We start from the raw sequence: 25,512 nt of genomic DNA, 5'->3' as shown, positions 1-25,512 counted from the left end.
TCCGCTAACTTCACCTTGATGAAGCTTGCGCTAACCCTCTGGAAAGCGCGTCAAATACGAGCCGGATTCTTCGGTTTGTTTTCAGCTCTCTATGGGTGACGAGCCAGACCGGAAACGAAAAAGACGGAAAGTCAGGTAGAGCTTTCTCAACTTGCGGTTCGACTTCTCCCAAGGCTTCAGGCAGCAGTGCTATCCCAATCCCAGCCTTAACCATTTCCCACATCGCTGATCCGCTGTCAGTGTAGGTGACAAAGCTCTCTGGTTTTGTATCAACACCCCGCTCTTTGAGCATTGTGATGATACGTGTGAAATCCGAACTCCCTACAAACCGGTGCTCGCCGAGATCACGGGCGAGTTTTGGTCGCCCAACATGGTCAAAATAGGATGTAGCAGCATAAAAATTCGCTCGAAAGTCGCCAATATGCTTTGCGATCAAATCAGGTTGTTCGGGACGCACATGTCGAATTGCAATGTCTGCTTCGCGCTGCCCAAGATTTCGTATGTCATTGGATGCGACGATCTGAACCCGAATACCGGGAGACGACTTTTGTAGCTCCAACAGGATCGCCGGCAGAATGGACGAGGCCATCAAATCGCTAGATGTAACAGACACTTCACCTGACAAATCGGTCGAGCGCCCCGTCGCAACTGTTGCAATCATCGAGGCAGCTTCACCCATTGTGCGCACGTGATCGACGAGATCTTGCCCTGCGTCCGTTAGGATTGGACCACGAACTGTTCGCTCGAATAACGAAAGGCCAAGCGCGGATTCGAGACCAGTTATCTGCCGCCCAATTGTTGGCTGCGTTGAGTTCAGCGCGCGCGCCGCACCGCTGAACGAGCCTTCTTCAACCGTCGCAAGGAATGCGCGGATTTGGTTCCAATCAAAAGATATCGCCTGCCAGTTCATACATGAACGTATATCAAAAGTTCAAAATTCGGCAATATTCATACGATATCTGCATATCTAGGCTCTCTACAAAGGAGACAGATATGCGAATTCGAGAAACCCCGTGGCTCACTCCAACGTTGCTTATTACAATTAGCCTCATCCCCATTGCGGCGACGACCAATCGTATGCTCGCAATTGTGAACTATGGCGCAAATACAAAGGAAGGCGCTGAAAGGTTCGCGGAGTTTCCACTTGTGCTCATCACGCATATCCTCTTCGGGTCATTGTTTTTGGTTCTAGCGTCTTTTCAGTTTTCTCGGCCGTTACGTCAGAGGTTTCTTCGATGGCACATGTTCATTGGGCGTGTCGCTGCGGTGTCTGCAGTGATTAGCGCGGCAACGGGTATTTGGTTGATTGTCGGCTTCCCTACTGGCCCATTGGCCACCAAAGTCTCTGATGCACTAAGGGTTTTGTTTGCTGTCGCGCTTTTGGGATCCGTACTATTGGCGGTTCGGTCCATAACCTTAGGACAAAAATCCAAACATCGCGCTTGGATGATCCGTGCATTCGCAATCGGCGTTGCCGGAAGCACACAAGCGATATTGATAGGTATTTGGTTCGCCATCGCGGGCGTCTTAACCCCTGTGGCCAGCTCCGTGCTGTTGCCCCTTGGCTGGACGATCAACCTAATAATTGCTGAAGCCATTATCCGTTCTAAGTCAAAATTCTCCCCTATCGAAATTGGAGCCAAATCATGACATCGCCCGCATTTTGGGATCGCAAAGCACCGAGCTATGCTGCCAAACCAATTGCTGACCCCATAGCCTATCAAGCCAAACTCACACGCGTGCAGGCCCTCCTTTCGCCCACGGATCGCGTTTTGGAAATTGGTTGCGGAACTGGCAGCACTGCGCTCAATCTTGCGAACAGTTGCGCCCATTTTACAGGCACGGATATCTCCTCCGGAATGATCGATATCGCCAACCGCAAGCTATCTGCTGAGGCGCCAAAGAACGTCGTATTTCGACGGGCGGATGCGACAGAGATCGTCGGCGAACATTCCTTTGACGTCATTCTTGCATTTAGCCTTTTACATCTTGTGGATGACATACCTGCGGTTTTGAATTCTGTTCACAGCCAACTTGAACCGGGTGGTTTACTCATCTCAAAAACCGTCTGTGTAAAAGACCAGTTTATCGCCCTTCGCGAGTTGGTTCGCGTTTTGTCATTGCTCGGCGTGGCCCCGCGCGTAACGCAATTAAGCCGTAACGAACTAATTGAGTTTATTAAGAACGCAGGGTTCGAGATCGTGGAAAGCGGCTATCTCTCAAACTCGCGCATGAGCCCATTTGTCGTGGCAAAACGCATTGACTAAATCACCTTGAACGGATGAGAGAGAGGAGCGCTCCTAAACAAGTGTATTGATGCAAATCACAGGGTGTTCAATACTGACGATAGACAACATGGGATGATACGATGCGAAATACGCTTACAGGTTTCCTCCTTTGCATACTTGCGTCAGCGGGCCATGCGGATGTTACATCGCGTTCTGGTGGACCGAGTGAAAGTGCGATGCTCGTGCGCAACTCCGACGCGGCCCCTGAAGGAATGACCTTTTTTCGCCCGGTTCTATCCGGTGTATTGTATCGCGCTGGTTTTTCGGGGGGCGATAAAGACCGCACAGGAATGTCCACCGCCCAACGGGTCGAGCTTTGTGAAAGCGGGTTCGAAACAGCATTCTACGCTGATTTTGGAAAGAACACAGAATATGGCGCAACTTCATGCGGCTCAAGTTCGCTAGATTACGGTTCTGCGCGATCATCGAGACCAGACGCCGTGATGCAGGCGATCTATGAAACGATCAAGGCTCCCAGTAAGGGGCCGGTTCTGGTTCATTGCATGTGGGGTGTCCATGCATCGGGCGCGCTTTCGGCAATGGCGCTGGTTCAATTCTGTGGTTGGTCGGAGGAACGCGCAAAAAGCTATTGGGATGAAGCCCGAAACGGCGCTCCGTGTGCAAACGGCTGTGACGCTTGGATTGACGCCAAGTTTGAGCGGTTCAAACTCAATTCATCCTTGGAAATCTCCGAAGCCGAACGCGCCGCGATTTGCCCAAAATAATAGAGGGAATACAAGCTTGATGCTCCGCACCGCTGCCTTTGCCCTTGTGGGCCTTGCCCTGAAACCTGCGTTTGCGACGGATGCTGTCCTTGGCAATGCAACGGACTATTCAAGCCCCAACGGCATAACTGAACGCTGTATTCAGATAGCCCAAATCCCCAACGGCACATATTCCAAGGACGACACCAAAGACGAAGCCGCGTTTTGCGCGCTCGATTTTTATGCCGCCGATATTGCACTCTGTCCCAAGACATGGAGCACGAGCCCCGGGATGATGGTCTATGACATCACCGATGGGCCATATGCGAACGATCGAACAGCCTTTGAGCGCAATGCATGTAAAGAAGGCAAGTCCGCCCGCGACCTTGCCAAAGACAGCTTGGCAAAATTCAAGCTGACCATGAATGCAGAAGGGACAAGCGGAACTTATTCAGCCTCCTCTTTGCTTTACTACCACTTCTCGCGTTACTTCGACATGACGGTAAAAGTTCCAGTCTCGGTTTGGCGATCTATGGATGCCACCATGCATACCTCGGAGGTGGCGCGACCGGGGCTTTCGCTATCGGGACATAATCGCTCCGCGCGCATGAACTATGCAGGGTGGAAACACCTCGTTGACGCAGAAGCAAACCCGTCTTCATACCGCCCGACGGACGATATTTTCACATCTGATCGCAAGCAAATCTACGGCATTCTGACGTTAAGCCCGGGCCATCGATACGGATCAGAAATCAACGGGACGCGTAAGTCAGGATGGGGAAAAGGACAGAACTTGGACTTCCAAGAGACACCCGCGTTCCTTGCGCTTAGAAAAGATGCTCCATTGGTAGAGGCAATTGATACAGGGCTTGCCAAAGGGCGGCGTGACAGTCAGATCAATCGCGACTTGGGCCCTGATGTTTCTCGCGAGCAGATGGTCTATTGGATGCGCGAACTCTCTGAGATCGTGCTGCTGGATTTTATTTTTAGCCAGCAGGACCGTGTCGGAAACATAGACTTCACGCCCTATTATTACTGGACCGAAAATGGTGAACTTGAGCACAAGAAAGCCAAGCATCACGAGATCAACGATGGTGATATCCCGTCTGGCGCTATCTTGCTGCGCCGCACAAATCTGAATGACAATGATGCTGGCGGACGGGTGGCATATGCAAACTTTGCAAAGACGACGCAGATGCTCGAAAAGCTGCGCCATTTCGACGGCAAAGTGTACGAACGCTTGATTGCGCTTAATCAAGACCTTCAGTCACAAGGACCGATTTACGATTGGCTTTCAACAAGCCTTGGTTTGAAAGATGCCGAGGTGAGCCAAGTTGTTAAGAACACCGCTCTCGCAGCGGGAATTTTGCACGAAAGCTGTCTGGCGAATAAGCTGCGTTTTGACCTTAGTCCGAAAGTATTCTTTCTAAACGGGGAGGTGTCGCCGGACATTGTGGATTGTGGTGCGCTTTAAGTTTCTCATAGGCATCCTTTTCTGGGCGTTTGCCACAGTTCAGGTAAGCGCCGAGAGCATCCGGATCGTTGTTATCTCGGACCTGAACGGCTCCTATGGCTCAACCAAATATTCAAGCAATGTTCACAAAGCTATTGATGCGATTATCGCGCTGAATCCTGATCTTGTTTTATCAACCGGCGATATGGTGGCAGGGCAAAGGCGGCCTGCGCTCTCGGAAAATCAGGTTCGGGCCATGTGGCGCGCCTTTCATGACGTTGTAACGGAGCCGCTTGAACGCGCGGGTATTCCGCTTGCGGTCACTCCGGGGAACCACGACGGATCAGCTTATTCAGGTTTTGAAGCCGAGCGGCGCATCTATGCTGACGAGTGGAAATCGAAAATGCCGAAATTGAATTTCACGGCAACAGGCACTTACCCATTCTTCTATGCATTCGATATCGGAGCCGCGCGGATCGTCTCGATTGACGCAACAACAATTGGTGAATTGGACCGCGCTCAAATGTCTGCGCTCAGCACGGTTTTCGATGGCGCTGGCCCAGCGCGGATCGTTTTTAGTCACCTGCCTCTCTGGCCGTTTACGATTGAGCGCTTGCCGGAGATCATAGGAGATCCGGAGCTAGAGCAATTGCTCGACGGTATTGGCGTCGATCTTTATCTTTCCGGCCATCATCACGCCTATTATCCTGGTCAAATCGATGCCTTCTCTGTGGTTTCACAGGCGGAACTGGGAGGAGGATCGCGAAGATTAATCGGAACAAATCAACCTGGCCCGAAAAGCTTCACAGTTCTTGAAATCGAAAACGACGGGACAATCCATGTTTCCGCGCTCAAGGGGCCCGATTTCACAACTGTGATAGATACGCGCACTTTGCCAGAGCGCCTGAACACACCCGACCGCATTATCAGACGAATTGATACCGTCCCTTCTGGTGACGTAATGATGAAAAAATGAACAAAGAATACAGGCCGCACGCATAATGATTACACGTACATTCTCCCTAGCCAGCGCGATCATCTTTTGTATTACTTTCCCGACTCTGGCGATCGCACAGGCAGCAGACGGAACAGTGGTTCTCCCAACTGAGGTGACAATCCGAAATATTGGTTGGCGCCAAATTTCGAATACCGCAGAGATTTCTGAGTTCTTTTTAGCAGTGGTCGAAACTCTGATACTTGTATCTGCGTTTGCGTTTCATCCACGCACAAACTCAATGCGCGACGAAGCGCATGGGTGGCGGGTGCAGGCTAGTCTGTACCTCTTTGGATTAATCGGGATGCTTGTTGGCTTTCTCGTTGTGCATCATGGCTTCCTAATCGGGTTTGTTATTTTTGGCCTCGGCAGCCTCTTCCGATTTCGGATGTCATCAAACACGCTTATTGATGGAACGCTTGTGATCATGGTCACGCTGGTTGGGCTCACAGTTGGCCTTAACTTGCCCGTCATGGCGCTTGTTGCAACGGTTGCGAGCGTTCTGACCCTCTACTTCGCTTCCTTTCGCAAAACGACGACTATTGAGTTGAAGTTTGCGGATGATGAAGCGTTGCGAGCGGCCATTACTCCTGTTCGAACCGCCCTCTCCAGAAAAGGGTTTCGGATCATCTCGACAAGCAAAGCTGACTTTAAGCCGGTAATACAATTCGTACTCTCTCATGCCGACGCCGAAGCGATAGAACAAATCACCTCGGCGCTCGACGAGCTTGAAAACGAAGGGCACGGCGCGAAAGGTTGGTATATTGCCTAAGCGCGTTCTGGCTTTAGCTTTGGCTTCTGGACTTGCAGCGTCGCCCGTAGCCGCGCTTGAGCTTGAGCTTGAGCTTGAGCTTGAATATGTCTCCCACCTGAAGTTGTACCAACCAGAAATTGACCTGACAGAGCCATCGGGATTGGCCCTTGATCCCGACGGCGGCGCGTTTTGGATTGTTTCAGACAACACGCCGACCGTCTTTCGTTTGGACATTGCAAGCGGCGACCTCTCTGCTTTCCATAACCTCGGACCTCAGGTGAAGGATTTGGAAGGTGTTGCCGTTGCAGCGGGTTCTGAAAAGCTACTGGTTGTTTCGGAACGTACGGCTTCCGTCGTCGCGTTTTCTATTTCACATCCACACGATGCAGCGACCATAGATATTGGCGATTTACCTGTCTTCAAGAGCATAGCCAAACACCTCCGAGATACGGACAACGGGCTAGAAGGCATTACAGTTGACCCAGAAACCAGCTCGGTTTTTCTTATCAAAGAGGACAAGCCAAGTCTGTTAATCGAGATGACGCCCGAGCTTGACCGCGTCGTCAAAACTCGCGATTTAAGCAAAGTTCTACCGCATAAAGAGGATGTATCCGGCCTTGCATTTGACAGCCGAAGAAACGGCTTGTGGATTGTAAGCGACACAGGAAAATCGGTTCATTTTTTGGCGAATGACAGCAAGGAAGTCATTTCAAACGAGCTAACTTGGCGCGACGGTGACCGCACTCATCATCTTGATAACGCCGAGGGCGTAGCCCTCTCTCCGGACGGCACGTCTTTGTTCATACTAAACGATGACGGAGTGCACTCGCTACTTGTTCAATACAGCATCAAATGAAGCGAAAGGCCGGACGTTTGTCCGGCCTTCCTCACAGTTTTGGCCACAAAGGCATTTTACCAATCAGAGCTCAAAGCGCCCGCCAGACTTATCGAAAGCGAGCGGTGAGGCCTTGAAGCCATGGTTTTTCTACGCCGGTTGCCTGATACATCGCGTGAAGAAAACGGTGTGCAGTCACCGGATCACTCATGAACGGCGATGATCGCATCTCGCCTTTCTTGATCGAGTCGTCTGCTTCGTAAATCACTTCGTTGTCTTTGATTGTGACCATTACCTGCAGTTCGTCCAAGGTTTCCGGATCAACGGCTGTTGGATCATCCGAAAGCAAAACGAAATCAGCAATCTTTCCGACTTCAATTGAGCCTTTGTCATCTTCTTCGAAATGCTGCCAAGCAGGCCAGATGGTTAGCGCTTTGAGTGCTGTCATGACATCAACTCTTTGCTGTGGTCCAAGGATGTCACCCGAACGCGTCCGTCTGGTTACGGTTGCGTCGAGAATTCTCATGCTATCCGGAAAAGCAACGGGGGCATCGTGGTGTGAACCAAACATCATGCCGCGCTCAACAATCCAACCTGTCGGAGAAATGTTATCGGCATTAACTGGGCCCACCGTGTGGTCGCGGTGCCAATCCCCCCAATAGAAGGTGTGCATTGGGAAGACAGACAAGAAAACACCCAACCGCTTGTAAGCGTCTACTTGGTCTTCGCGCATGAATTGTCCGTGAACCATGACAGGCCGATTGCCCGGATCGCCATATTTCTCCTGTGCAGAACCAATAGCGGCGATCAGCATGTCTGATGCGCCTTCACCATTGGAATGAGTCAGAATTTGGATGCCATTTTCGAAACACCAGTCCACGGCGTCCTGAACCTGTTCCATGGTGACCGCAGCATAACCTTTATAACCTGCTGGATAGTCGCCTACTGGATTATAATATGGGCGATCACGCAGCGCGGTGAAGCCTTGTGGTGAGCCGTCGATGGTGAGCTTACAGCCACCTACTCGAATGCCATCCTCATAGTCTTGCGAAACATTCGCGCCGATATAATCCTGCGCTTCTAGAACGTCAGGAAATGCCACAACGTCGATCGGAATACGTCCTTCTTTTGCCATAGCTTTCAATGTTTCCACGGCCTCACCGGAAGATCGGCCATCCTGACCGGTTGTATAGCCAAAGCTCGCCCAGAGCTCAGCACCAGCAACGGCAAATTCAGCAAATGCTTCCGGACCGAGCTGGGCAAGGATCGGCACCAAAGCGCCAAAGAACGCATACTCCTCAAGGACACCATTCGGGGAACCGTCGCTTGCGCGCTGAATCACACCCCCTGCCGGATCTGGCGACGATGCGTCAAATCCAACGATTTCGAGCGCCTTGGAGTTGGCCACGCCAATGTGGCCGGATTGGTGAACAATAATAATCGGCAGGTCCTCAGAGACCGCGTCTAGATCTTCTCTAGTCGGGTGCCGCACCTCCGCAAGCTGTGCGTTGTCGTAACCGAACCCGATGATAACGCCGGCCTTTTCCACAACCTCACTGTTTTCTTCAACCCAGTCGCGCAGTGTCTGCTGCAGGCTTGCAATATCTGTAACCTCGCCATCGGGCGGTGCGAGCAGGTTTGCGGAAAGCGCCTGAAGTCCTCCAAACACCACATGGCCATGGCTATCGACAAATCCTGGAAGCATGGCGCGCCCCTCAAGATCAAAGACTTCCGTAGAGTCCCCCTGATGCTCCATCAGGTCAGCAAGCGAGCCCACTGCAAGCACGCGGCCATCTTTTACGGCAACAGCCTCGGCGTTCGGCTGTTCATCGTTAATCGTAAGAATGGGGCCGCCCATATAAATACTGTCGGCAATATCCTGAGCGCTGACTGCTCCTGCTGAAAGTGCGAAACTCGTCAGAGTCATAAATCTATGAACTATACGCATAACTTAATCTCCTTGATCACTTAGTAGATTGAGACGCATTAAATAATTGAAGTTTGCGAGATACGCCGTCTCCATTCAACTAAAAACGACCTTTAGAAGTAGGCATTTTCGTTGAACGGCCGATATACGAGGCTCCGCGAAATCGGCGCGCCATAACCAAAGCAGTGGGTGCTTGCGCGCTGAGATTTCGTTTTCTAATGTTGTTTCAACTTTGCGGAAATGCGCGCGCCGAAATCACTGGGATAAGAAAAATGAAATCACAGCAGGCCGTTGCACCTGATTGGTTCAAGATCATAGTCGGGGTCCCGTTCATTATTGCTTTGCTGTGGTTCGGTCGCGACCTGCTGAAGCTTCTAGCGGTCGCGTTTCTTATTTTTGTTCTTGCAACTGCCTTTACGGACAGACTTGCAAAGGTTTCGATCTTTGGGAAATCCGTTTCAGGTTGGAAAGCACGGTTTCTTGCGGCGGTGATATTTATCATCGCGATTTGGTTATTCGCTTTGGTCTCATCCGCGGCTGCCGAAGAAATCATCGACTCGTTCCCAAAGTTTCAGGTGCGTCTTGGCGAACTTCTCGTGAGTCTCGAGGCCATTATTGGCGTTCGTGGTGTGGAAGCGATTGAGCAAGCAGCCGACAAACTGCAAGTGGGAACATTGGTCATGTTCCTCGCAAATGGCCTTTTGGGAAGTGTCGCCCAAGTCGCCTTGCTGACACTATATTTCGTGTTTCTTATCGCAGAGCGAACAAACTGGACAAAGAAAATCGCCCTGCTGTCTTCGTCCGATCCCGAAGGAGCGGACCTTGCCGTGATCCTTCGGCGGGCAGCGGATGGAATTAAAGACTACATGTGGGTCAATGCCACGACGAGCCTATTAAGTGGCGCAGTTGCATACGTTGTATTCCGCGCCATCGGTCTCGACTTCGCTGCGTTCCTCGCGATCAATATTTTCGTCGTCGGGTTTATTCCAAATATTGGCGCTTTCATCGGCATCTTGCTCCCTTCGCTTGTCGCCCTTGTGCAGTTCGACAGCTTGTGGCCTTTGGCTGCTGTCATCGTCATCTATGGTGGCGCCGATCAATTAATCAGCAACGTTCTCACACCCATGATGCAGGGTAGATCTTTGAATATGAGTACCTTCGTCATCACAGTTTCGCTGGTTTTCTGGTCGCTGTTATGGGGCGGACTGGGGGCGTTCCTTGCCGTCCCTTTGACAGTCATCGTGATGGTTATCGCGTCCGAAGTTCCGAATTTGCGATGGCTTGCGATCTTGCTCTCTCGCGATGGCGAAATTGATGAGCACCATTAAGACTCATTAAAAAAAGGCCCCGCTCGGAAGCAAGGCCTTTCAGTAAACTAGTCCTAAGCACCAATAGAATGAAGCTATCGTGGCTTAGCATCCAATCTCGCTACTAAGCAGATAGGATTTTTGCCTTCTGCGCGTTGAATTCTTCTTCGGAAATAACGCCTTTTTCCTTTAGCGCACCCAGCTTTTCAAGCTCGTCAGCCGCAGAAACCTGAGCGACAGAGCGGATATAGTCGCGCTGCGAGTCCTCGATTTCGGCCAGTGTTTGGGCGCGGTGTTCGTTCATCTTGTCGCCACGAATAAGAACATAGCAGAGGACGCCAAGCCACGGGATGAGGATGACAAATGCAACCCACGCTGCCTTTGCAAATCCGTTCAAATCACGTGATCTGAAAACGTCAGTGACAACGCCAATCATGACCCAGAACCAGGCCACCATGAGGAACAGCCAGAATATGGACCAGATAATATCGAAGAATCCGATGGTTTCTTGCATGTCTTTAATCCTTTGTTTGTTTCTTGGTCTTGAGGTTAAAACGCTTCATTTTATGTGCGCCAGTATGGGCACCCTCAAGAAAATTTCAATTGAATTTAATTTCAGACGCGCAACTTAGGGGCGCATTGATATGCCCAGCAACCCACCTGATGCGTTAGAGTGGCGAAGACGATGCGCCGCCACTCCAAGCTTTAGTGCTTAGCCACCTGCCAGCATTTTAGCTGCAGCGCGGAGGTAACCCGGCGTGTAGTCCGGCTGATCATTTGGCGTTGTAGAGAAGATCATCCCACAGAAATCTCTGGCTGGGTCGCTGTAGATACCTTGGTGCATGTTACCGTGCTTGAACATGGCGCCATCGGCAAAGACAACGTCCCACTGCGCAGAGTTGCGTTCGCCGCTCTCGCCGAACCACTGTGCGTGATAACCTTCTTCGGTGCTGCCTTTATAGGCTGCTGGATCGCCCAGTGTCTGGATGCGCCGCAACAGATCGTCGCTAATAATCCGCTCCGTGGATACGACGTTCCAGCTTGGCGTGAAGATCATCGCGTAACGCAGCATGTCTTCTGGCGTGGTCATATTCAGACCGCCACCGACTGCGGTGCCGTCTGATGCCAATCCAACCATGTACTGGTTTTTGACACCGATTTTGGACCAGATCCGATCATTAAAGAGATCCACGTATTTCAGGTTTGAAGCACTTTGGAGCGCCAAAACAAGCGCCTGTGTGATCGAGGTTGAATAGCGGAAATGATCACCCGGCTTTTCGCCGTCGAGAGGCTTCACGGACTGGAGAATTTCAATCCATGCATTCCCGTCGCCACCAAACAGAGATGCGAAGAACTTCTCGATCCAGCTGTTCGGGTCAAGGAACGCTTCGGTTGTTTCTTCAACATCAAGACCAGACGCCATGTTCAATGCATTGCGAACGGAAACCATATCCCAAGCCGTGCCGGCAAGTTCGGTCGCATAATCAGAAATTGGCGCTTCGAGATCGAGAAGACCTTCGCGCTCAAGGATGATGCAAAGCGTACCGACGCAAGTCTTCGAGGCGGACATCCAAATGTGGTAATCCCATGGGTTCATACCAGGATAGGCTTCGTAAACAATTTTCCCTTTATGCGCCATCAAGAGCGCCTGCGTCCGATTTTCGCCATAGACATATCCATCAAGCGTATCGGATTGCGATCCGTCTTCCCGAGTGAAGGTCAGGTCTTTCAGCTGAGGTTGAATGTCGCGTTCCAACTCACGTGGCGGATGGCTTGGCATCGCAATATCGGTTGGCTTGAACGACGGGAAATGCATGTTGACATAAACGCCGTCATCCCCAGCGGATTGCCAGTTGGGCACGCTGAAACGAGCACGTACTTCCTTTGCCACGTCGTATGGAAGCGGTTCTTTCGCCTTTGAAATTGGTGTTGTGCGTTCGGTGATCGGCTGAATGAATGGTTCGCTCGTCTGCGCTGCTGCACGTGTCGGGCTCAGGCCACCGAAGACAAAGCCTCCCATTGCTCCGAGAGCAGCCACACCTGCGCCGCTAAAAAGGACTTCTCGGCGGTCTAGGCCGGACTTCGCTTTCCGAGATTTTTGTTTGCTATTATCTGTCATGTTGACCTCTGGTTTGATGAATTCGGCTCTGTTGAAGAATTACACTTCATAATGTTTGCGAGAGGTGAGGTGGTTGGGTGACCATCATCAGCGTTATCAGGACGAACGACGACCAGAACCAACAGAGAGACTGGCGCATCGTACATCATGCACATATGCCTGAAATTCAGCGTAGCAAGTGCCGGATTTCAATGATCTTTCAATTGATCCTTTCTCGCTATTTCTGGTTGTTCTAGCCGCATTCGAAATAGAAGCGGCGAGTCGAAGTTTTGCAGGTTCTGATTATAGCGTCAATGACTGTGACGCGGGGGAAATGCAGCAAATTGTCGCTCAACCTCTTCAAATAGTTCAAAATAATTCCAGTATCACGCGATCGCTTCGAAATCATGGCTAAAATTCAGCCCACGAGCGCGATAATCATTTAGAGGTGGCTGTGAACCACAGACAGTGCATGGTTGAGTGCCGCGCGCGCTACCCGCGTTTGAGCCTCGGTTGAAATATTTGGAGCAAGGAAGGCGTCCTCTTGTGCCTGATAGCCCACTTTGAGTTTGGTACCTTCCATCACTGTTCCCCAAACCTTGATATCTTTGATCTTCATGGCGTCTACGGTCAAAGGGTTCTCTTCAAGGATCGTCATATTGGCGCGCTTACCGGCTTGAATGCTGCCAAGCTCGTCTTCCATGCGATGGGAATAGGCCGCGTCTAGCGTTACACCTCTGAGGGCTTTCTCGCGTGATGCCCGCTGGTCCGCATCGGCAACCCGGCCAGAGAAAGTGACCCGATTGACCGCGCACCACATCAAGAATAGCGGATCGCCCGGTGCCATGGGCATATCAGAATGCAGCGAATAAGGAATTCCTGCCTCTTCCAAATCACCAAGGCGCACCATGGAATCCGCGCGCTGCGGGCCAAGGCCCACTTCGCCATATTTGTCCGAGAGCGCCCGCACATAATAAGGGTTGGCGCTCACGATAGCGCCAAGTTCTTTGATGCGAGGGATTTGATCTGAATCGCTGACTGCGAAATGCACGATTACGGTGCGGTGATCAAACCGCGGGTTCCGACGCATGTTGACTTCAAGCGCATTTAGTACCCTGTCGAGGCCCGCATCGCCGTTGACGTGAATATGAATCTGATAGCCCGCGTCCCAATAAACCTGAAACCCGCGCAGGAACTTGTCTTCGTCCATCATCCAGACGCCGCCATGCCCCTGATCATCCAGCAGCGGATCACGCAGTTGCATTGCCAGCGAGTAAATTGCGCCGTCAGCAAAGAGCTTGGCGCTGCCTTCTGCAAGTGAAGTCATGCCGCCGTACCAAGAGGCCAGCTTCTCCGTTTCGGAAATAACAGTCGCGTCATCGTCGTATTTGGCAATCAGGCTCTTTGCATCTGCCATAAAGGTCCATCGGAACGGCATTGACGGCGCCGACATGACGGAATTCACCATGTCTTGGACGTCTTTTGAAAGGATCCCGCCCGGTTCGTTTCCGAAGGTCACGCCCTTGGCATGCATGTAGTCGCGCATCAGCTCCAAACCCGCGACGAATTTTTCGGGATTGAACACCAATGGCGCGATGCTTGGCAAAATTGCGAAAACGCCTTGCTCCCAGAAATGCCCTTCTTCGAGGTTGGACTGGTTCTGCGCAGATTGCGACCAACCGGACAGCAATTCCTCATCAACGCCACCTTTTTCAAGTGCGACGCTATTGAGCGTAAACTCATGACAGGAGCGGGCAAAAACGATGATCGGGCGGGTTTCGCTCACACCATCCAGATCTTCGCGTGTCAGTTTTCCATAGAAATAGCTGTGATACCCCCACGTCAGAAGCGGCTCATCCGGGTCTTCGATTGCCTCGCTGGCACTCTTCAAGCGGGTCAGAAAATCTGCTTTGTCTTTCACCGCAGGAACAGTACCCGCGGGCAGCACCCAATCTTCGATCGAAAGGATTTCGGAGGACATACATAGGCCAGCCAACACCGGATGGTCGTGCTGCGCGATGAAGCCCGGCACGATCACCTTATCTGCAAAGGTTTCATCGATTTCATATGGCTGATCGGCCAGCGCCTCGGTCAGGGTTTCGACGTCACCCACCCCAAGAATGCGGCCATTCACAACCGCCACTGCGCTCGCCGATGGTTGATCGGGGTCCAACGTGACGATTTCGCGCGCGGTGTAGATGGTAACCTGATCAACGACTCCCATAGCCGCGCCGATGTCAGTCAGCGATGAACTCTGCGCAAAAGCGAATTGACCAATTGGCGTCAGGCAGGTTGCTCCAAATAGTGCCGATTTCAAAAATGAGCGGCGGTCTTGTTTAAACATGAGGGGCTCCAATGCAATTGGTATAAATAACGGCTTAGAAATTTGAATGCGGCGTGGAAAACGAGATCACAGTATCAATCAACGCGCGCCTAATGTGTTGGCAGTTAATAGTATTTCATTTCCTTTGAACTGAGATTCCACTTTCTAAACGTATTGTAAACGAAATGTTGTCTTGACGCGGTAGCTCTTCATCGCGTTAAGCTGGTGTTAGAATTATGCTTTCGAAAGAAGCCATCCCCGTCAAGGATAATTAAGCCGAGAGCAATTACGGGGCAGAAACTCACCCTAGTGGGGGAACATATATATGATAAATTTAAAACGTATTTCAAAAAGCATCCTCAGCTCATACATGGCGCAAAAGCAGGGTGCCGCACTGGCAGCAATGGCCGCGCTCATTTTAGGCGCACAAGGAGCGGCCGCTGAAGAAGAGTCGGCTAGCGAGCTCGCCCAAACACTCTCGAATCCGGTAGCTTCCCTTATTAGCGCGCCGTTCCAGCTTAACTACAACGAGAACTACGGGCCTAATGATGACGGTTCGAATTGGACCTTGAACGTTCAGCCGGTCATTCCCTTTGACCTTAGCGACGATTGGAATTTGATTTCGCGTACGATCGTTCCGCTGCAATTGACAGACGGCATTCCAAGCGGTGCCGGATCCGAATTCGGGGTTGGCGATGTTGTTCAAAGTTTCTTTTTCTCGCCCAAAGCACCCACATCAAGTGGTTGGATCTGGGGCGCGGGTCCTGTCGTCCTTATTCCGACATCGCGCTGGAATGACGGTCCGTTTGGGCTTGGCGAATGGGGTTTAGGCGCGACGGGTGTGGCCCTGCGGATTTCCGGCGGTTGGACTTATGGCGCGCTGGCAAACCATATCTGGGACGTAGGTGGAGAAACCGAAATCAGCTCAACGTTTATGCAGCCCTTCCTCGTCTACACTTGGCCAAATGCTTGGGGTGCCTTCCTTAATACAGAATCAACCTATGACTGGACAGAGGATCAGTGGTCCGTACCGATCAATTTTGGCGTTTCCAAAGTAGTGAATTTTGGAAAACAACCGGTTAGCCTCTCAGGCGGGTTACGGTATTGGGCTGAATCTACGCCCACAGGGCCAGAGGGCTGGGGCGCGCGGTTTACAATGACCTTTATGTTCCCGAAATAGGAGCTTTAGTTTCAAGCTTCACGAAACGCTTTGGTTTCGCCAAACAGAACTTCCAGATCGCCCGCGGTTTTTACTGTCGAGGCTCTATGCGGACGTCCAAAGGGGTATTCGCGCATACAGAGCCGTGCGACCTAGATCACGTTTCCTTCACAAGACTTTTGCACCTTAGAGGGAAACCGCACTCGGAGCGATTAGCAAAGATTTTCAAGGAAAGCTTAGGAGCGCCCCGCCGAAATAAATGTTCATCGCTGGCACGCCAATGAAGCCTTCCACCGCGTCAGGGGAAACAACACTCATCCAGTCTCGTATGTGGCACCCTGATCACTGGCCCGAAAGGAAGTCGGCTCCGACACTTGCTGAATGTGTGATATCCACTGTTGACCGGGATCAAACGCGTCAAGAGGTCGAGGATGATCACACATCAGATGAAGGTACACGGCTCTACTGAAATCGCAGACAGAAGTCATTTGAGCACTTTGACGCATACGATAATTTGGTTTCGTTACCGCCGTTGGAGTTTACTTAGCATAGAGCTGTTCTCGAATATTACCTCCGCCGAGGATAGCCCAGCGCCGACCTTCATCAAAGCAAACGGTGCGGGGGTTCTACTTGCCTGAACCGGAATGCAATGCACAGTGCAATATTGATTGCTGAAACGTCAGAGAGCAGACGAATTGCCAATCCGCCGCGACAACTTCAAGGACTTCTTTGATGGAACTGTGGTACTAAAGCCCATCGAATTTATGCTGACAAAAAAGTATAGGTTTTTTCATATTTCAGATGCTGACTTTGCAATAAGACAGCGGAATACGGCACCGACACGGATGCTTCCGTCGGGTGCTTGGAACTCGGATAAGGCATTTCGATAAGCCTCTTCAACGGCTTTTTCCCCCGCAATCTCCATCACTTTGACCGCGACACCTGCCGAACTCAAACCTCGTACCGCTGTTTCAATGTTGGGATACTCAAACGGGCAGTCGATATCGAAAATCTCAACCGCCTTGAGCCCCGCTTGCTCGGCGAACGCGCGAAGCGCGCTTTCATCAGATAGCGCAAAGGGGCCTGGCGTTCCGGGCGGAGGAGGTGGCATCAGGGGTTTGAGTGCTCCGATAAGCTTTGCCGCGCCCATACCCTGCGGCTCGCCCCATGTAACAACCACAATCTTCCCATTCTCGCCGGCGACGCGCTTTGCTTCAGACAGAGCTGAAACCGGATTTCCTGCATATTGAAAGGAGTTAATTCCGGAAACTACATCGAATTCCCCGTCACCAAATGGAAGGGCTTCGAGATCGCCCAAATGGAAAGCCGCTGTTGGCGTGCGAACAGCGGCAATCTTCAACAAATCATCCGCTGCATCCAAGCCGGTAGCCTCGGCACCACGAGCGACTGCCAGATTCACGGTCAATCCTGCGCCGCAGCCCACGTCTAAGAAACGGGTGCCTGCTTTGATATCTGCCGCATCTAGAACGGCTTTGTAGACTGCTTCGTGTACGCGCTCTTGGTAATTGGCCCAGTCTGATGCGCGCGCACCCCAAAGGCGTCCGTTCTCATCCGATGTTTTAGAATTCATTGCCATGTCCCTACCAATACCGAGGGCATAGTGGTTCGATCAATAACCGCCTGCCAAGTCTTAAACGCCAAAAGCGGCAGCCTTGGCACATCAAGCCTTACCGCCGAAGACTATGAAAAGTTCTTCTTCAAAAAACCTAGCAAAATTGCCCTAGGTTTTGTCTCATATTCGAACCCCCACCAAGAAGCGCGGGATTGTCGATCCGCGCCATAGGTCAAATTGGTGTCTTAGCTGCCGAACAGCCTCATAGTCTTCTGATTTCTGTGAGATGTTACTCTCAAGGCCAAACATGCCTTTCATCAAAGACGCGTTTGTGCAGTGCAACTTAACCAGACCGGTCGTTCGATCTTCATGCAGCGTTTTCTTAGAGAGAAGGTCGACTAAGCGTGTCAAAGCGGACCTTCGATGCGACTGCGCAAATGGCTGCTTTCCTGGGTGTCAACTAAGGGTCGTTTTTGGATGAGGGTTTTGCGGACACCAAGTTTCTATTCTGCGCCCGCCAGCCGCATACCGATGTTTTCCCAGTAGGCAATTTTTTTGCCGACACCTTTTATTTGCGCCGTTGGATGTATGGTGCAAATAAAAGAAGTGCCGCCGGACTGCGTGATGCGCAGGCCGTCAACTTCGACAAAATCCTTACCCGCAATCTGTTTCCAATAAGCCCGATATTGTTTGCTGTAAAACACCACGTTACGCGGCTTGTGTGCATCAATAGCATTTTTGATAGCAGTGATCCGCGTTGGCAGCATCGCAGCTTTATAGCTGGCCCGATTTTGTAGGATTGGATCGTTTGAGAATTGGTTGTAGTGCCAAACGCTTGTCTTGGGTGAAGGAAGCGGCAACAATTCAATCCCGCAAGTTTTAGACCCGCTACGCAACCAACGCTCAACCTGCATCACTTTTGATGCAGCAATGTCATGCGCCTTACCCTCGGATAGGAGTTGTGCCCGCATAAGCCAATCCCATGTGCGTTGTGCGGTACGCACTGGAGGGGTGAATAAATGACCGTCTCCAATCGCTTGATGATACTCTGCGCAGTCCTCAAGGATGCGTCCTCCACGCTCCGCCCATGTGCCTATGCGGGTCTGGACATCCTCAAGGCTATTACCACCACCTTCTTCCATACCAATGAACCAAGTGTCGGCATTGAAATCGCCGTAGCCCATGAAAGTATTCATGAAAGAGTCAAGAGTGTGTTGATTTAGCATTTATCTTTCCATTTTAATGTGTTCGTAACAAATGCGCCTTACCCAAAGAACCTCTTTTTTTAGCGCTCCTGCAAAAATCCTCATTTTGTGCATCCACACCCCCCCTCATAACTCAAGAGCCTGCTGAACGTTTATTGCCACTACCGTGACAGGTGACATTCGCTGCATTGCCAAAATTGGTGCCGAAGGCTCGCACCTGCCATTGGATCGCTCGCAACAGATCCGCAAAACGGGCGCAGCAACTCTTACAAGAACGGCCCATCGACGACATCTGCCAGGCCACAGAAATGCTGCGGTCGTGGTCCACAAAGCGACATTTATCACATCGGCACCATTTGAAACTTCTCAACGGCAGCCGCGTGCACGAAGTACACATTCGTTACTTCCAATCAAATGACGGTTTTCTGTGCAAATTGAGCGCGAATATCCATTAGGTGTTGGAAGTACCTTGAAGTTCAAGTTATGCCCCACCAACGGAGCGTCTGATCGCAATGATACTGGATTGCATCTATCGCAGTTTCGACGTCGCGATTTTCAATAGCATCAATAATCGCAAGGTGCTCTTCCATTGCGGAAAAGATTCGGTCCTGCAGAAACGGGCGCGAGTTCTGGATAATTGCCATGCGCATCCGATTTGCGGCATAAGCCGCCGTCAGATGAGAATTGCGAAGACCTTCGGCAAGATAGTCATGAAGCGACAAATCGACCTTAATAGCTTGGGTTGGCAGGTCTTTCGCCGCATCCGTTTCTGCCGTATTCCGCATGCCCTCGTGGCGCTCTCGCAACGCATCCAGGCCTTCAAGGTTGCCGATCCGAATTCGGCGCCGCGCACCTTCTTGGTCTAGCGCCATCCTAAAATCGAGACATTCACGGATCGCTTCTGGGTGAGCCTCCATCACCTGAATTCCGCGTTTGGGCAACGCAGACAGCAATCCCTGCGCACTGGCTTGCTTCACCGCTTCGCGAATGGCGGCGATGGGAAAGTCAAGAAGTCCGACAAGTTGCGCCATGGAAAGAAACTGTCCATCACGCAATCTACCGTCCCGAAGTGCCTCCCAAAGAGCCAGTTGCGCCTGATGTGCCAAAAGCTGACCATCGCGTGGCTGTTCCATATCTCACCTCCCGTTCAAGACTATCTTGAAAATCAATAAAGTCCTGCCTGTTCTTTTTTATAGCATGACTGCTAAACTACCACCTAAAATGTTAGCTACAAGCACAACTTCGCACGAGGTTCTGCAGAAAATCCAATCGCCGCTCATTCAGCGGACTCAGGAGAAAAAAATGGCTTCAACAGATGACATGCGCGTCACTCATGGCGACACGCTCTCGGGGGACAGCACGCACACGCTCAACCCTGTCGGCGCTGATGAAAAAAACTGGGGGTGGTTCGCCATCTTCAATATTTGGGCAAATGATGTGCAGTCGCTGTTCGGCTATTCACTTGTGGCATCGCTGTTCATTTCCTACGGCGTTGGCGGCTGGACTGCATTTGCGGCGCTGGTCGTTGCCGGATTGTTTGTGATGTGGATGGTGAACCTGTCCGGTGCCGCGGGCGAGAAGTACGGCATTCCCTACCCAGTTTTCGCTCGTGCCAGCCTTGGCACCGCTGGGTCAAACCTGCCGGCCATCCTCAGGGCGACGGTCGCCGTTTTCTGGTACGGGGTACAGGTTTACTTCGCCTCGACGGCACTTGCCCTTTTGATCCGGACGATCACCGGCGCCGAAGCGGGCGGCGCTCAAATCATGGGTCTCACAGGTATCGACTGGCTCTCTTTCCTGATCGTTTGGGCCTTCCACATCTTCATATTCTGGCGCGGCATGGGTTGGGTGGAAACCTTCCTCAATATAGCTGGTCCCTTTGTCTATCTCGTGATGATTGGCCTCGTGATCGTGCTTTGGCAACGTTCTGACGGGCAGCTTCTGGAAGCAACCTTAACGATCTTCGCCAATCCCGAGGGAACATTCTGGACCGAACTTAAGGGTTTCATTGCCATTGTCGGCACGATGGTGGCCTATTTTGCTGCGGTGATGATCAATTTCAGCGACTTCTCGCGGTATGCAAAAGACAAGCCGGCAATGATCAAGGGCAACCTCGCGGGTCTACCCCTGAATATGATCCTGTTCTCGGCACTGGCGCTGATGACAACCGGTGGTGCGGCGGTGGTCTACGGTGAAGCAATCATTAACCCGACCGAAATCGTCGAGCGCACCGACAGTGTGCTTCTGGGCGTGATCGCGGCCATCACCTTTTTTGCCGCTACTGTCGGCATCAACCTAGTGGCAAATTTCATTCCGGCTGTTAACGGCATCTGCAATCTGGCGCCCAAGAAGATCAGCTTTCGGAATGCGGGTCTTATCACATCAATCTTTGCGCTTGTTATCGGTGGTTTCTGGAACAGCTTCATCAGCCAGTTCGGGATCAGCGGCTTCGTCAACACCCTAGGCGCAACGCTGGCGCCAATCTTCGGGATAATGATCGTTGACTACTATTGGCATCGGAAAGAACACCTGAATGTTGAAGACCTCTACAACTTGGACGGTGGCACATACCATTACCAGAACGGATGGAATAACGCCGCGGTCAAGGCTTTTGGCTTGGCGGCCATCTTCTCGGTTGCCACTGTCTGGGTGCCTTGGTTGTCGTTCCTTTCGGGGTATGCTTGGGTCATTGGTGCCATTCTTGGCGGCCTGTTCTATCATGGCTTGGCCAAGAACAATGTCAAAGTTTGACGACGGTCGAAATCTTTGCTGGTGGGGTAATATTTCCACCAGCTACTTTTTGATCTGAAGATAGTTTCTTCATTAATCAAGCAGGACGAACATACCGGTGACCAAGCCCAATGTCCTGCCTCACCGAAACTCTCTTCGCAAAAGTTCTTCTAGCTCTGCCATCGCACGACGTGCTTGAGCGCGAACTAAGTTGCCCTCAATTTCAACGTCTGCTTTATGCCATGCGAGGCTATCGAGAGTTGGACTGAATATGCTTGCTCACGCATCTCTGTTTTCAACTTCTCTGTGTGTTCGGCCCTATTTATGGCACTTGCAAATGGACTACCGGAACGCGAATGCTTCGCGGTGGAATTTCCCGCGCGGCAGGCTTGCGTCGTGGAACGCCGTTTCCAATGCATCACCAAATCCTGCTGGGCCGCAAAACCAGATGCTTGCGATATGCCAATCCGGTACTGCCTGCATGATCAACGCTGCGTCGATAGGCGCGTCATGCCCTGTGTCGACGACGTGTAGCCGTGCATGACCGGCCTCTGCGATCTTTTGAATACGATCTAGGAGGTTTGATGATACCCCGCGTGTGCTGAAAAACAGATCTACGGGCTCCAGCGCCATCGGTTGGGCCGTACGGTGTTCCAGCCGAGCCACAAACGGTGTCAGCCCGATTCCGCCAGCAATCCAGATTTGCCTACCTTTGCCATTATCGAAGTCGAACCGCCCATAGGGGCCTTCGATCCTGACCGGCGCGCCCTCTGCCAAAGACCCAGGCAAGGTCGAGGTGTAATCCCCAAGAGCCTTTATGGCGATTCTGATCTTTTTCGGCCCCGCGCCGCTCTCCCAGGCGGAAGCAAGTGTGAACGGATGAGAGCCCTCTTTGGTGTCAAAGGTAAATAAGGCAAACTGCCCTGCTTGATGTCCGGGCCAGGCCGGGCCGGGCTCTATAATCACTTCCAAAACGTCGTTGCCGATGGGCTGAACCTGAGTAACCCGCCCTTGCACCTGTCTGGATCGCCCGATCCTTCCAGATAGACTTAGCCCGCTGGCAATCAGACCTCCAACCACACTCACCGACAGAACCGCACCCGTTAGATTTATCCAGTAGGCCAGTGGCATAAACACGACTGCGTGCAGAACGAACCCGAGGTAGATCACTGGAAAGATACGATGTAGACGCACGAACTGACGATAGGAAATCGCTTGAATCAGAGCCACCGCGACAAGCGCAATCGCGACATACAGCCCCCATTCTCCGGCAAGTTTGGCGAGATCGTGCAATGGGTCGAAGAATGCCGGGATGCCGCTGTCATAACCCTCCGGTTTCGTTAGAAGCTCGGCTTTGCGGAGTTGCTTTGAACCCAGCTTGATAAGGTAATGGGCCAACCCAAAACCAACGCCCCACTGCGCTGCCCGCCGATGGAGGCGGTAGCTTCGGTCAAGCCCGCCGACCCAATTCTCAACCCGCGGGTTTCGCAATGACAGTACCATCGCGACAGACATTAACGTCACTGACAAAAACCCAGTGGCAAAGAGCAACTGAAGATAAATGCCCCAAGGGAGCGCCACACCGTCGCCAGCCAGCTCAAGCCACGGAACGGCAAGAAGGACTGTCGCAGTCAGTACGCATAAAACCGTCCAGATATTAACCCGCATCACTGAATTCTCCTGTCGAGCCTCTTCGTGCCCCCAGTAGAGCATTGTTTGAACTATTGTGCGAAGGAACAAACCTGTGATTTGGTCCATCGCAATGTCTACAGAGGCAATCTGTGCGCTCTAGGTCAAGCGCTTTTCGCGGAAAACTCCGATGGCCCTGTGGGTGATCGTAACCTGCCCATAGCCGTATTCAATGCACCCTTCTGCAGCGACAGGTGGAGTATTCTGGTAATGCAGTTGCGCATCACGCTTACAAATTCGGCGAGATCATCGCGGTTGACAGGAAATATGACCTTCTCGGCTTGCATTGGGTCTTCGCCAATCAATCGCGAAAACGCCGTAGCGCGACGCGGTTACAGTTCGTCACAACTCGAACAGACCAGTACATTCAACGCGTAGTCGAAATGCCGAACCAATAGCTTCGCCAACTGATCGCCTTCATGAGAGTGTGAACTCTCGGTGTATGCTATTAGCGTGGCAGCATGCAGAATTCGCGCCTGCCGCGAATGACTGGAACCTGCCCTTTTCACTGGGCCTTGTAGAACCGCGAGGAAACGGGACCAACGAAGCTATCGCCTCACTGGTCGTAAGTTATTGTAAGTACTTTTTAAATTTGGTTACGGGAGTACGCAACCGCCGTTGTCGAACTATGCTGTCGAGCAAAGTTTAGGGGCAGAAGTCGGCCCGAACCTGCCTTTCATCAAAGACGTCTTTGCTGCAGCGCGGCCTCACCAGACCGGCCGTTAGAACATCATGCAGCATTTGCGTAGGGGCAAGCTCGGCTGTGCGGGACTAAGCGGACGTCTGCGATCGTAGTGGATACAGGTACTGAATGTTCAACACGCTTTTTGCGCCTGCAGCGGCAAGGCTTCGGCGATACAGCGAATCTCCCCGTCCAAGTCATTCCGCTCTGTCGATCTCAGTAGATTTCAAGCCGACAATTCGCTGTGAGTGCGCTCTTAATACAGTCAGACAGTAGACACAGATGCCGGGTGGTTGCTGAAATGGCGCCAAACCACTTTTTAGCTAGCTTTCGTAGCATGATGCCTTTGCGCGTTAGAACTGAAGGTTCTGCAGGGAGCGTTATCCTACAGCCAATTAGGTGATCACAAAAAGGCCGCCACAACATGGCGAGGTTCGGCTTTGCCTGCTTAACGCTGAGAAAAGGCGACTACTCCGGGAAAATTATTGGCTTTAGGCATCCTTGTCTAAGGAATTCATAGTCAGTTAATTATGCGGTTGGGTCAAGAAATTCTAATCATCGTCTAAATTCATTCTCTTCCCCACCCACTCTTCCCCAACGCAACAGTAAGTAGATAGCAGCCGCCATCAATACGATCCCCGCAATCGCGACCCAAGGCCAGCCAAGTATCGCCCTTACACCAAGAGTATCGTGATAAACCGAATACATCGCGATTCCAGAGAGTTGCGTTAATACTGCTACAGGCAGAAACCGTGGGTACATTAGCGCGGCAACAAACAATAGTGCTTCAGCGGGGAAGAAGAACCGCTCGTGCATTTTGGGTAGCAGAAATGGCATTAAAATCGCAGAAAGACTGGCGTAATAGATCATTGCATGTAGAGTAAACGGCGCTTTGAGAACCTTGAAAACAATCGCAACGCCAGCAGCCAACGCAGCAGTCAAGCCAGCCAGCACAAATGATCGATGCTGTGTGCTTAGAAGCTCGTTCGGGCCAAGCATATCAAGCATTAACCAGAAGTTCCCAGCGTTCATCGACAAGCGGGTAAATGTCTGGGCTTGGCCAGCATAGATAGTCAGAACCTCCAATAAGTCACGCCCAGCTGCCAGATAGATGGCGTTAACTAATAGATAGACGGGAAAAAGTATGCCCGCAGATATCAGCATCCGACCAGGAGACTTTAGCAAATACCCTAGTAAAAAGGGGGCGAAGAACATCGCCTGCAGTTTGAAAGACACGGCGATGGCAAACATCAGACCGGCCAGCAACGGCCGCTGCCGGAGAACGGCGGCCATGGAGTACAAAATAAAGGCTGTAAAAAATGCATCTGCCTGCCCCCACCCAATGCCATTGAGCATTGTCGTCGGCAGCAATAAGAACGCCAATCCTGCGTTTAGGCGGGCTCGTCCCGCCCACCCTGCGGCGGCCAGGCATTGCGTGACACCAAATGCGGCCAGAACGCTGCCGATGACTGCAGTAATCTTGATGACCGCCAGTTCAGACAGGAGTGGTTTGGCTAAACTCACCAGCCAAAGAAAACTAATATAGCCGCCCGTATAGTTTGAAAATTCCGTAGCAAAGACATCATGTCCGTCAGAACCGGTTATCGCCCTCAACCAGGGAACAAGATATTTATAATGATCCGGTTGTGTGACAGGGTAAAGCAGCGCGTAGCTCACGATCAGACTGAAACTCAGCACCCAAGTCAGCGGCGGCGTTCCGAAGTGAGCTTCGCCTCCGCCTGAGGTTGTTTCATTCATAATTCATACCTGAGCTTTAGTCTCTGCTGTTTC

The 25,512-nt window shown here is 51.7% G+C and carries 21 protein-coding genes; 11 read left to right on the top strand and 10 right to left on the bottom strand.

Features of this window, described 5'->3' with window-relative positions; translation table 11 throughout:
- Positions 1–10: 10 nt before the first annotated feature.
- On the bottom strand, positions 11–910 hold the full coding sequence (locus tag N9C89_RS14735; RefSeq protein WP_263954767.1) for a LysR family transcriptional regulator: 900 nt from the start codon (positions 908–910) through the stop codon (positions 11–13).
- 83 nt (positions 911–993) lie between these two features.
- Between N9C89_RS14735 and N9C89_RS14730 the strand changes: the two genes are divergently transcribed.
- The 7 genes from N9C89_RS14730 (at position 994) to N9C89_RS14700 (ending at position 7,049) form a co-directional block, all read left to right on the top strand.
- Positions 994–1,650 carry a DUF2306 domain-containing protein gene (locus tag N9C89_RS14730; protein ID WP_263954766.1) on the top strand — a complete coding sequence of 219 codons (657 nt, stop codon included), beginning with the start codon at positions 994–996 and terminating at the stop codon, positions 1,648–1,650.
- Positions 1,647–2,267, top strand: a complete 621-nt coding sequence (locus N9C89_RS14725) for a class I SAM-dependent methyltransferase (protein ID WP_263954765.1) — start codon at positions 1,647–1,649, stop codon at positions 2,265–2,267. The genes N9C89_RS14730 and N9C89_RS14725 overlap by 4 nt, the downstream gene beginning before the upstream one ends.
- A gap of 101 nt (positions 2,268–2,368) precedes the next feature.
- Positions 2,369–3,013: a hypothetical protein gene (locus N9C89_RS14720; protein ID WP_263954764.1), complete on the top strand. Its 645-nt coding sequence runs from the start codon at positions 2,369–2,371 to the stop codon at positions 3,011–3,013.
- Positions 3,014–3,032: 19 nt separating this feature from the next.
- Positions 3,033–4,466, top strand: a complete 1,434-nt coding sequence (locus tag N9C89_RS14715; RefSeq protein WP_263954762.1) for a hypothetical protein — start codon at positions 3,033–3,035, stop codon at positions 4,464–4,466.
- Positions 4,456–5,421, top strand: a complete 966-nt coding sequence (locus N9C89_RS14710) for a metallophosphoesterase family protein (RefSeq protein WP_263954761.1) — start codon at positions 4,456–4,458, stop codon at positions 5,419–5,421. The genes N9C89_RS14715 and N9C89_RS14710 overlap by 11 nt, the downstream gene beginning before the upstream one ends.
- Before the next feature lie 25 nt (positions 5,422–5,446).
- Positions 5,447–6,211 (top strand): hypothetical protein, encoded by a 765-nt coding sequence (locus N9C89_RS14705; protein ID WP_263954760.1) that lies wholly within the window; start codon positions 5,447–5,449, stop codon positions 6,209–6,211.
- On the top strand, positions 6,204–7,049 hold the full coding sequence (locus tag N9C89_RS14700; protein WP_263954759.1) for an SdiA-regulated domain-containing protein: 846 nt from the start codon (positions 6,204–6,206) through the stop codon (positions 7,047–7,049). The genes N9C89_RS14705 and N9C89_RS14700 overlap by 8 nt, the downstream gene beginning before the upstream one ends.
- Before the next feature lie 88 nt (positions 7,050–7,137).
- Here the strand turns inward: N9C89_RS14700 and N9C89_RS14695 are convergent, their stop codons facing one another.
- Complete coding sequence (locus N9C89_RS14695; RefSeq protein ID WP_263954758.1) at positions 7,138–8,976, bottom strand: amidohydrolase; 1,839 nt, start codon at positions 8,974–8,976, stop codon at positions 7,138–7,140.
- Between the two features lie 251 nt (positions 8,977–9,227).
- Between N9C89_RS14695 and N9C89_RS14690 the strand changes: the two genes are divergently transcribed.
- Complete coding sequence (locus N9C89_RS14690) at positions 9,228–10,283, top strand: AI-2E family transporter (protein WP_263954757.1); 1,056 nt, start codon at positions 9,228–9,230, stop codon at positions 10,281–10,283.
- Positions 10,284–10,386: 103 nt separating this feature from the next.
- Here N9C89_RS14690 and N9C89_RS14685 read toward each other — a convergent pair whose 3' ends face one another.
- The 3 genes from N9C89_RS14685 to N9C89_RS14675 all read right to left on the bottom strand — a co-directional run bounded on the left by N9C89_RS14685 (position 10,387) and on the right by N9C89_RS14675 (position 14,704).
- On the bottom strand, positions 10,387–10,776 hold the full coding sequence (locus tag N9C89_RS14685; protein WP_263954756.1) for an SHOCT domain-containing protein: 390 nt from the start codon (positions 10,774–10,776) through the stop codon (positions 10,387–10,389).
- A gap of 198 nt (positions 10,777–10,974) precedes the next feature.
- A complete protein-coding gene (locus tag N9C89_RS14680; protein ID WP_263954755.1) occupies positions 10,975–12,381 on the bottom strand; it encodes a serine hydrolase domain-containing protein in 1,407 nt (468 codons plus the stop codon).
- Between the two features lie 421 nt (positions 12,382–12,802).
- Positions 12,803–14,704 (bottom strand): amidohydrolase, encoded by a 1,902-nt coding sequence (locus N9C89_RS14675; protein WP_263954754.1) that lies wholly within the window; start codon positions 14,702–14,704, stop codon positions 12,803–12,805.
- Between the two features lie 304 nt (positions 14,705–15,008).
- Between N9C89_RS14675 and N9C89_RS14670 the strand changes: the two genes are divergently transcribed.
- Entirely contained in the window at positions 15,009–15,863 is an 855-nt protein-coding gene (locus N9C89_RS14670; protein WP_263954752.1) for a transporter, read from the top strand.
- 259 nt (positions 15,864–16,122) lie between these two features.
- Positions 16,123–16,311, top strand: coding sequence for a hypothetical protein (locus N9C89_RS14665; RefSeq protein WP_263954751.1), 189 nt, complete (start codon positions 16,123–16,125; stop codon positions 16,309–16,311).
- 321 nt (positions 16,312–16,632) lie between these two features.
- Here N9C89_RS14665 and N9C89_RS14660 read toward each other — a convergent pair whose 3' ends face one another.
- The 3 genes from N9C89_RS14660 to N9C89_RS14650 all read right to left on the bottom strand — a co-directional run bounded on the left by N9C89_RS14660 (position 16,633) and on the right by N9C89_RS14650 (position 19,753).
- Positions 16,633–17,433 (bottom strand): class I SAM-dependent methyltransferase, encoded by an 801-nt coding sequence (locus tag N9C89_RS14660; RefSeq protein ID WP_263954750.1) that lies wholly within the window; start codon positions 17,431–17,433, stop codon positions 16,633–16,635.
- Between the two features lie 485 nt (positions 17,434–17,918).
- On the bottom strand, positions 17,919–18,641 hold the full coding sequence (locus N9C89_RS14655) for a hypothetical protein (protein ID WP_263954749.1): 723 nt from the start codon (positions 18,639–18,641) through the stop codon (positions 17,919–17,921).
- A 455-nt stretch (positions 18,642–19,096) separates the two neighbouring features.
- Entirely contained in the window at positions 19,097–19,753 is a 657-nt protein-coding gene (locus N9C89_RS14650) for a GntR family transcriptional regulator (RefSeq protein WP_263954748.1), read from the bottom strand.
- 187 nt (positions 19,754–19,940) lie between these two features.
- Here N9C89_RS14650 and N9C89_RS14645 point away from each other — a divergent pair, with 187 nt between their 5' ends.
- Positions 19,941–21,371, top strand: a complete 1,431-nt coding sequence (locus N9C89_RS14645) for an NCS1 family nucleobase:cation symporter-1 (RefSeq protein WP_263954881.1) — start codon at positions 19,941–19,943, stop codon at positions 21,369–21,371.
- A gap of 321 nt (positions 21,372–21,692) precedes the next feature.
- On the opposite strand, the gene N9C89_RS14640 is transcribed toward N9C89_RS14645, so the two are convergent.
- Together N9C89_RS14640 and N9C89_RS14635 are read right to left on the bottom strand one after the other, a co-directional pair.
- Positions 21,693–23,018, bottom strand: coding sequence for a ferric reductase-like transmembrane domain-containing protein (locus N9C89_RS14640; RefSeq protein ID WP_263954747.1), 1,326 nt, complete (start codon positions 23,016–23,018; stop codon positions 21,693–21,695).
- A 1,258-nt stretch (positions 23,019–24,276) separates the two neighbouring features.
- The gene (locus N9C89_RS14635) at positions 24,277–25,479 is read right to left on the bottom strand and encodes a glycosyltransferase 87 family protein (RefSeq protein WP_263954746.1); all 1,203 of its coding nucleotides are present in this window, start codon (positions 25,477–25,479) and stop codon (positions 24,277–24,279) included.
- Between the last annotated feature and the right edge of the window lie 33 nt (positions 25,480–25,512).

The sequence above is a fragment of the Halocynthiibacter sp. SDUM655004 genome, assembly GCF_026015885.1.
Taxonomy (GTDB): Bacteria; Pseudomonadota; Alphaproteobacteria; order Rhodobacterales; family Rhodobacteraceae; genus Falsihalocynthiibacter; species Falsihalocynthiibacter halioticoli.
This window is presented reverse-complemented; position numbering and strand designations above follow the sequence as displayed.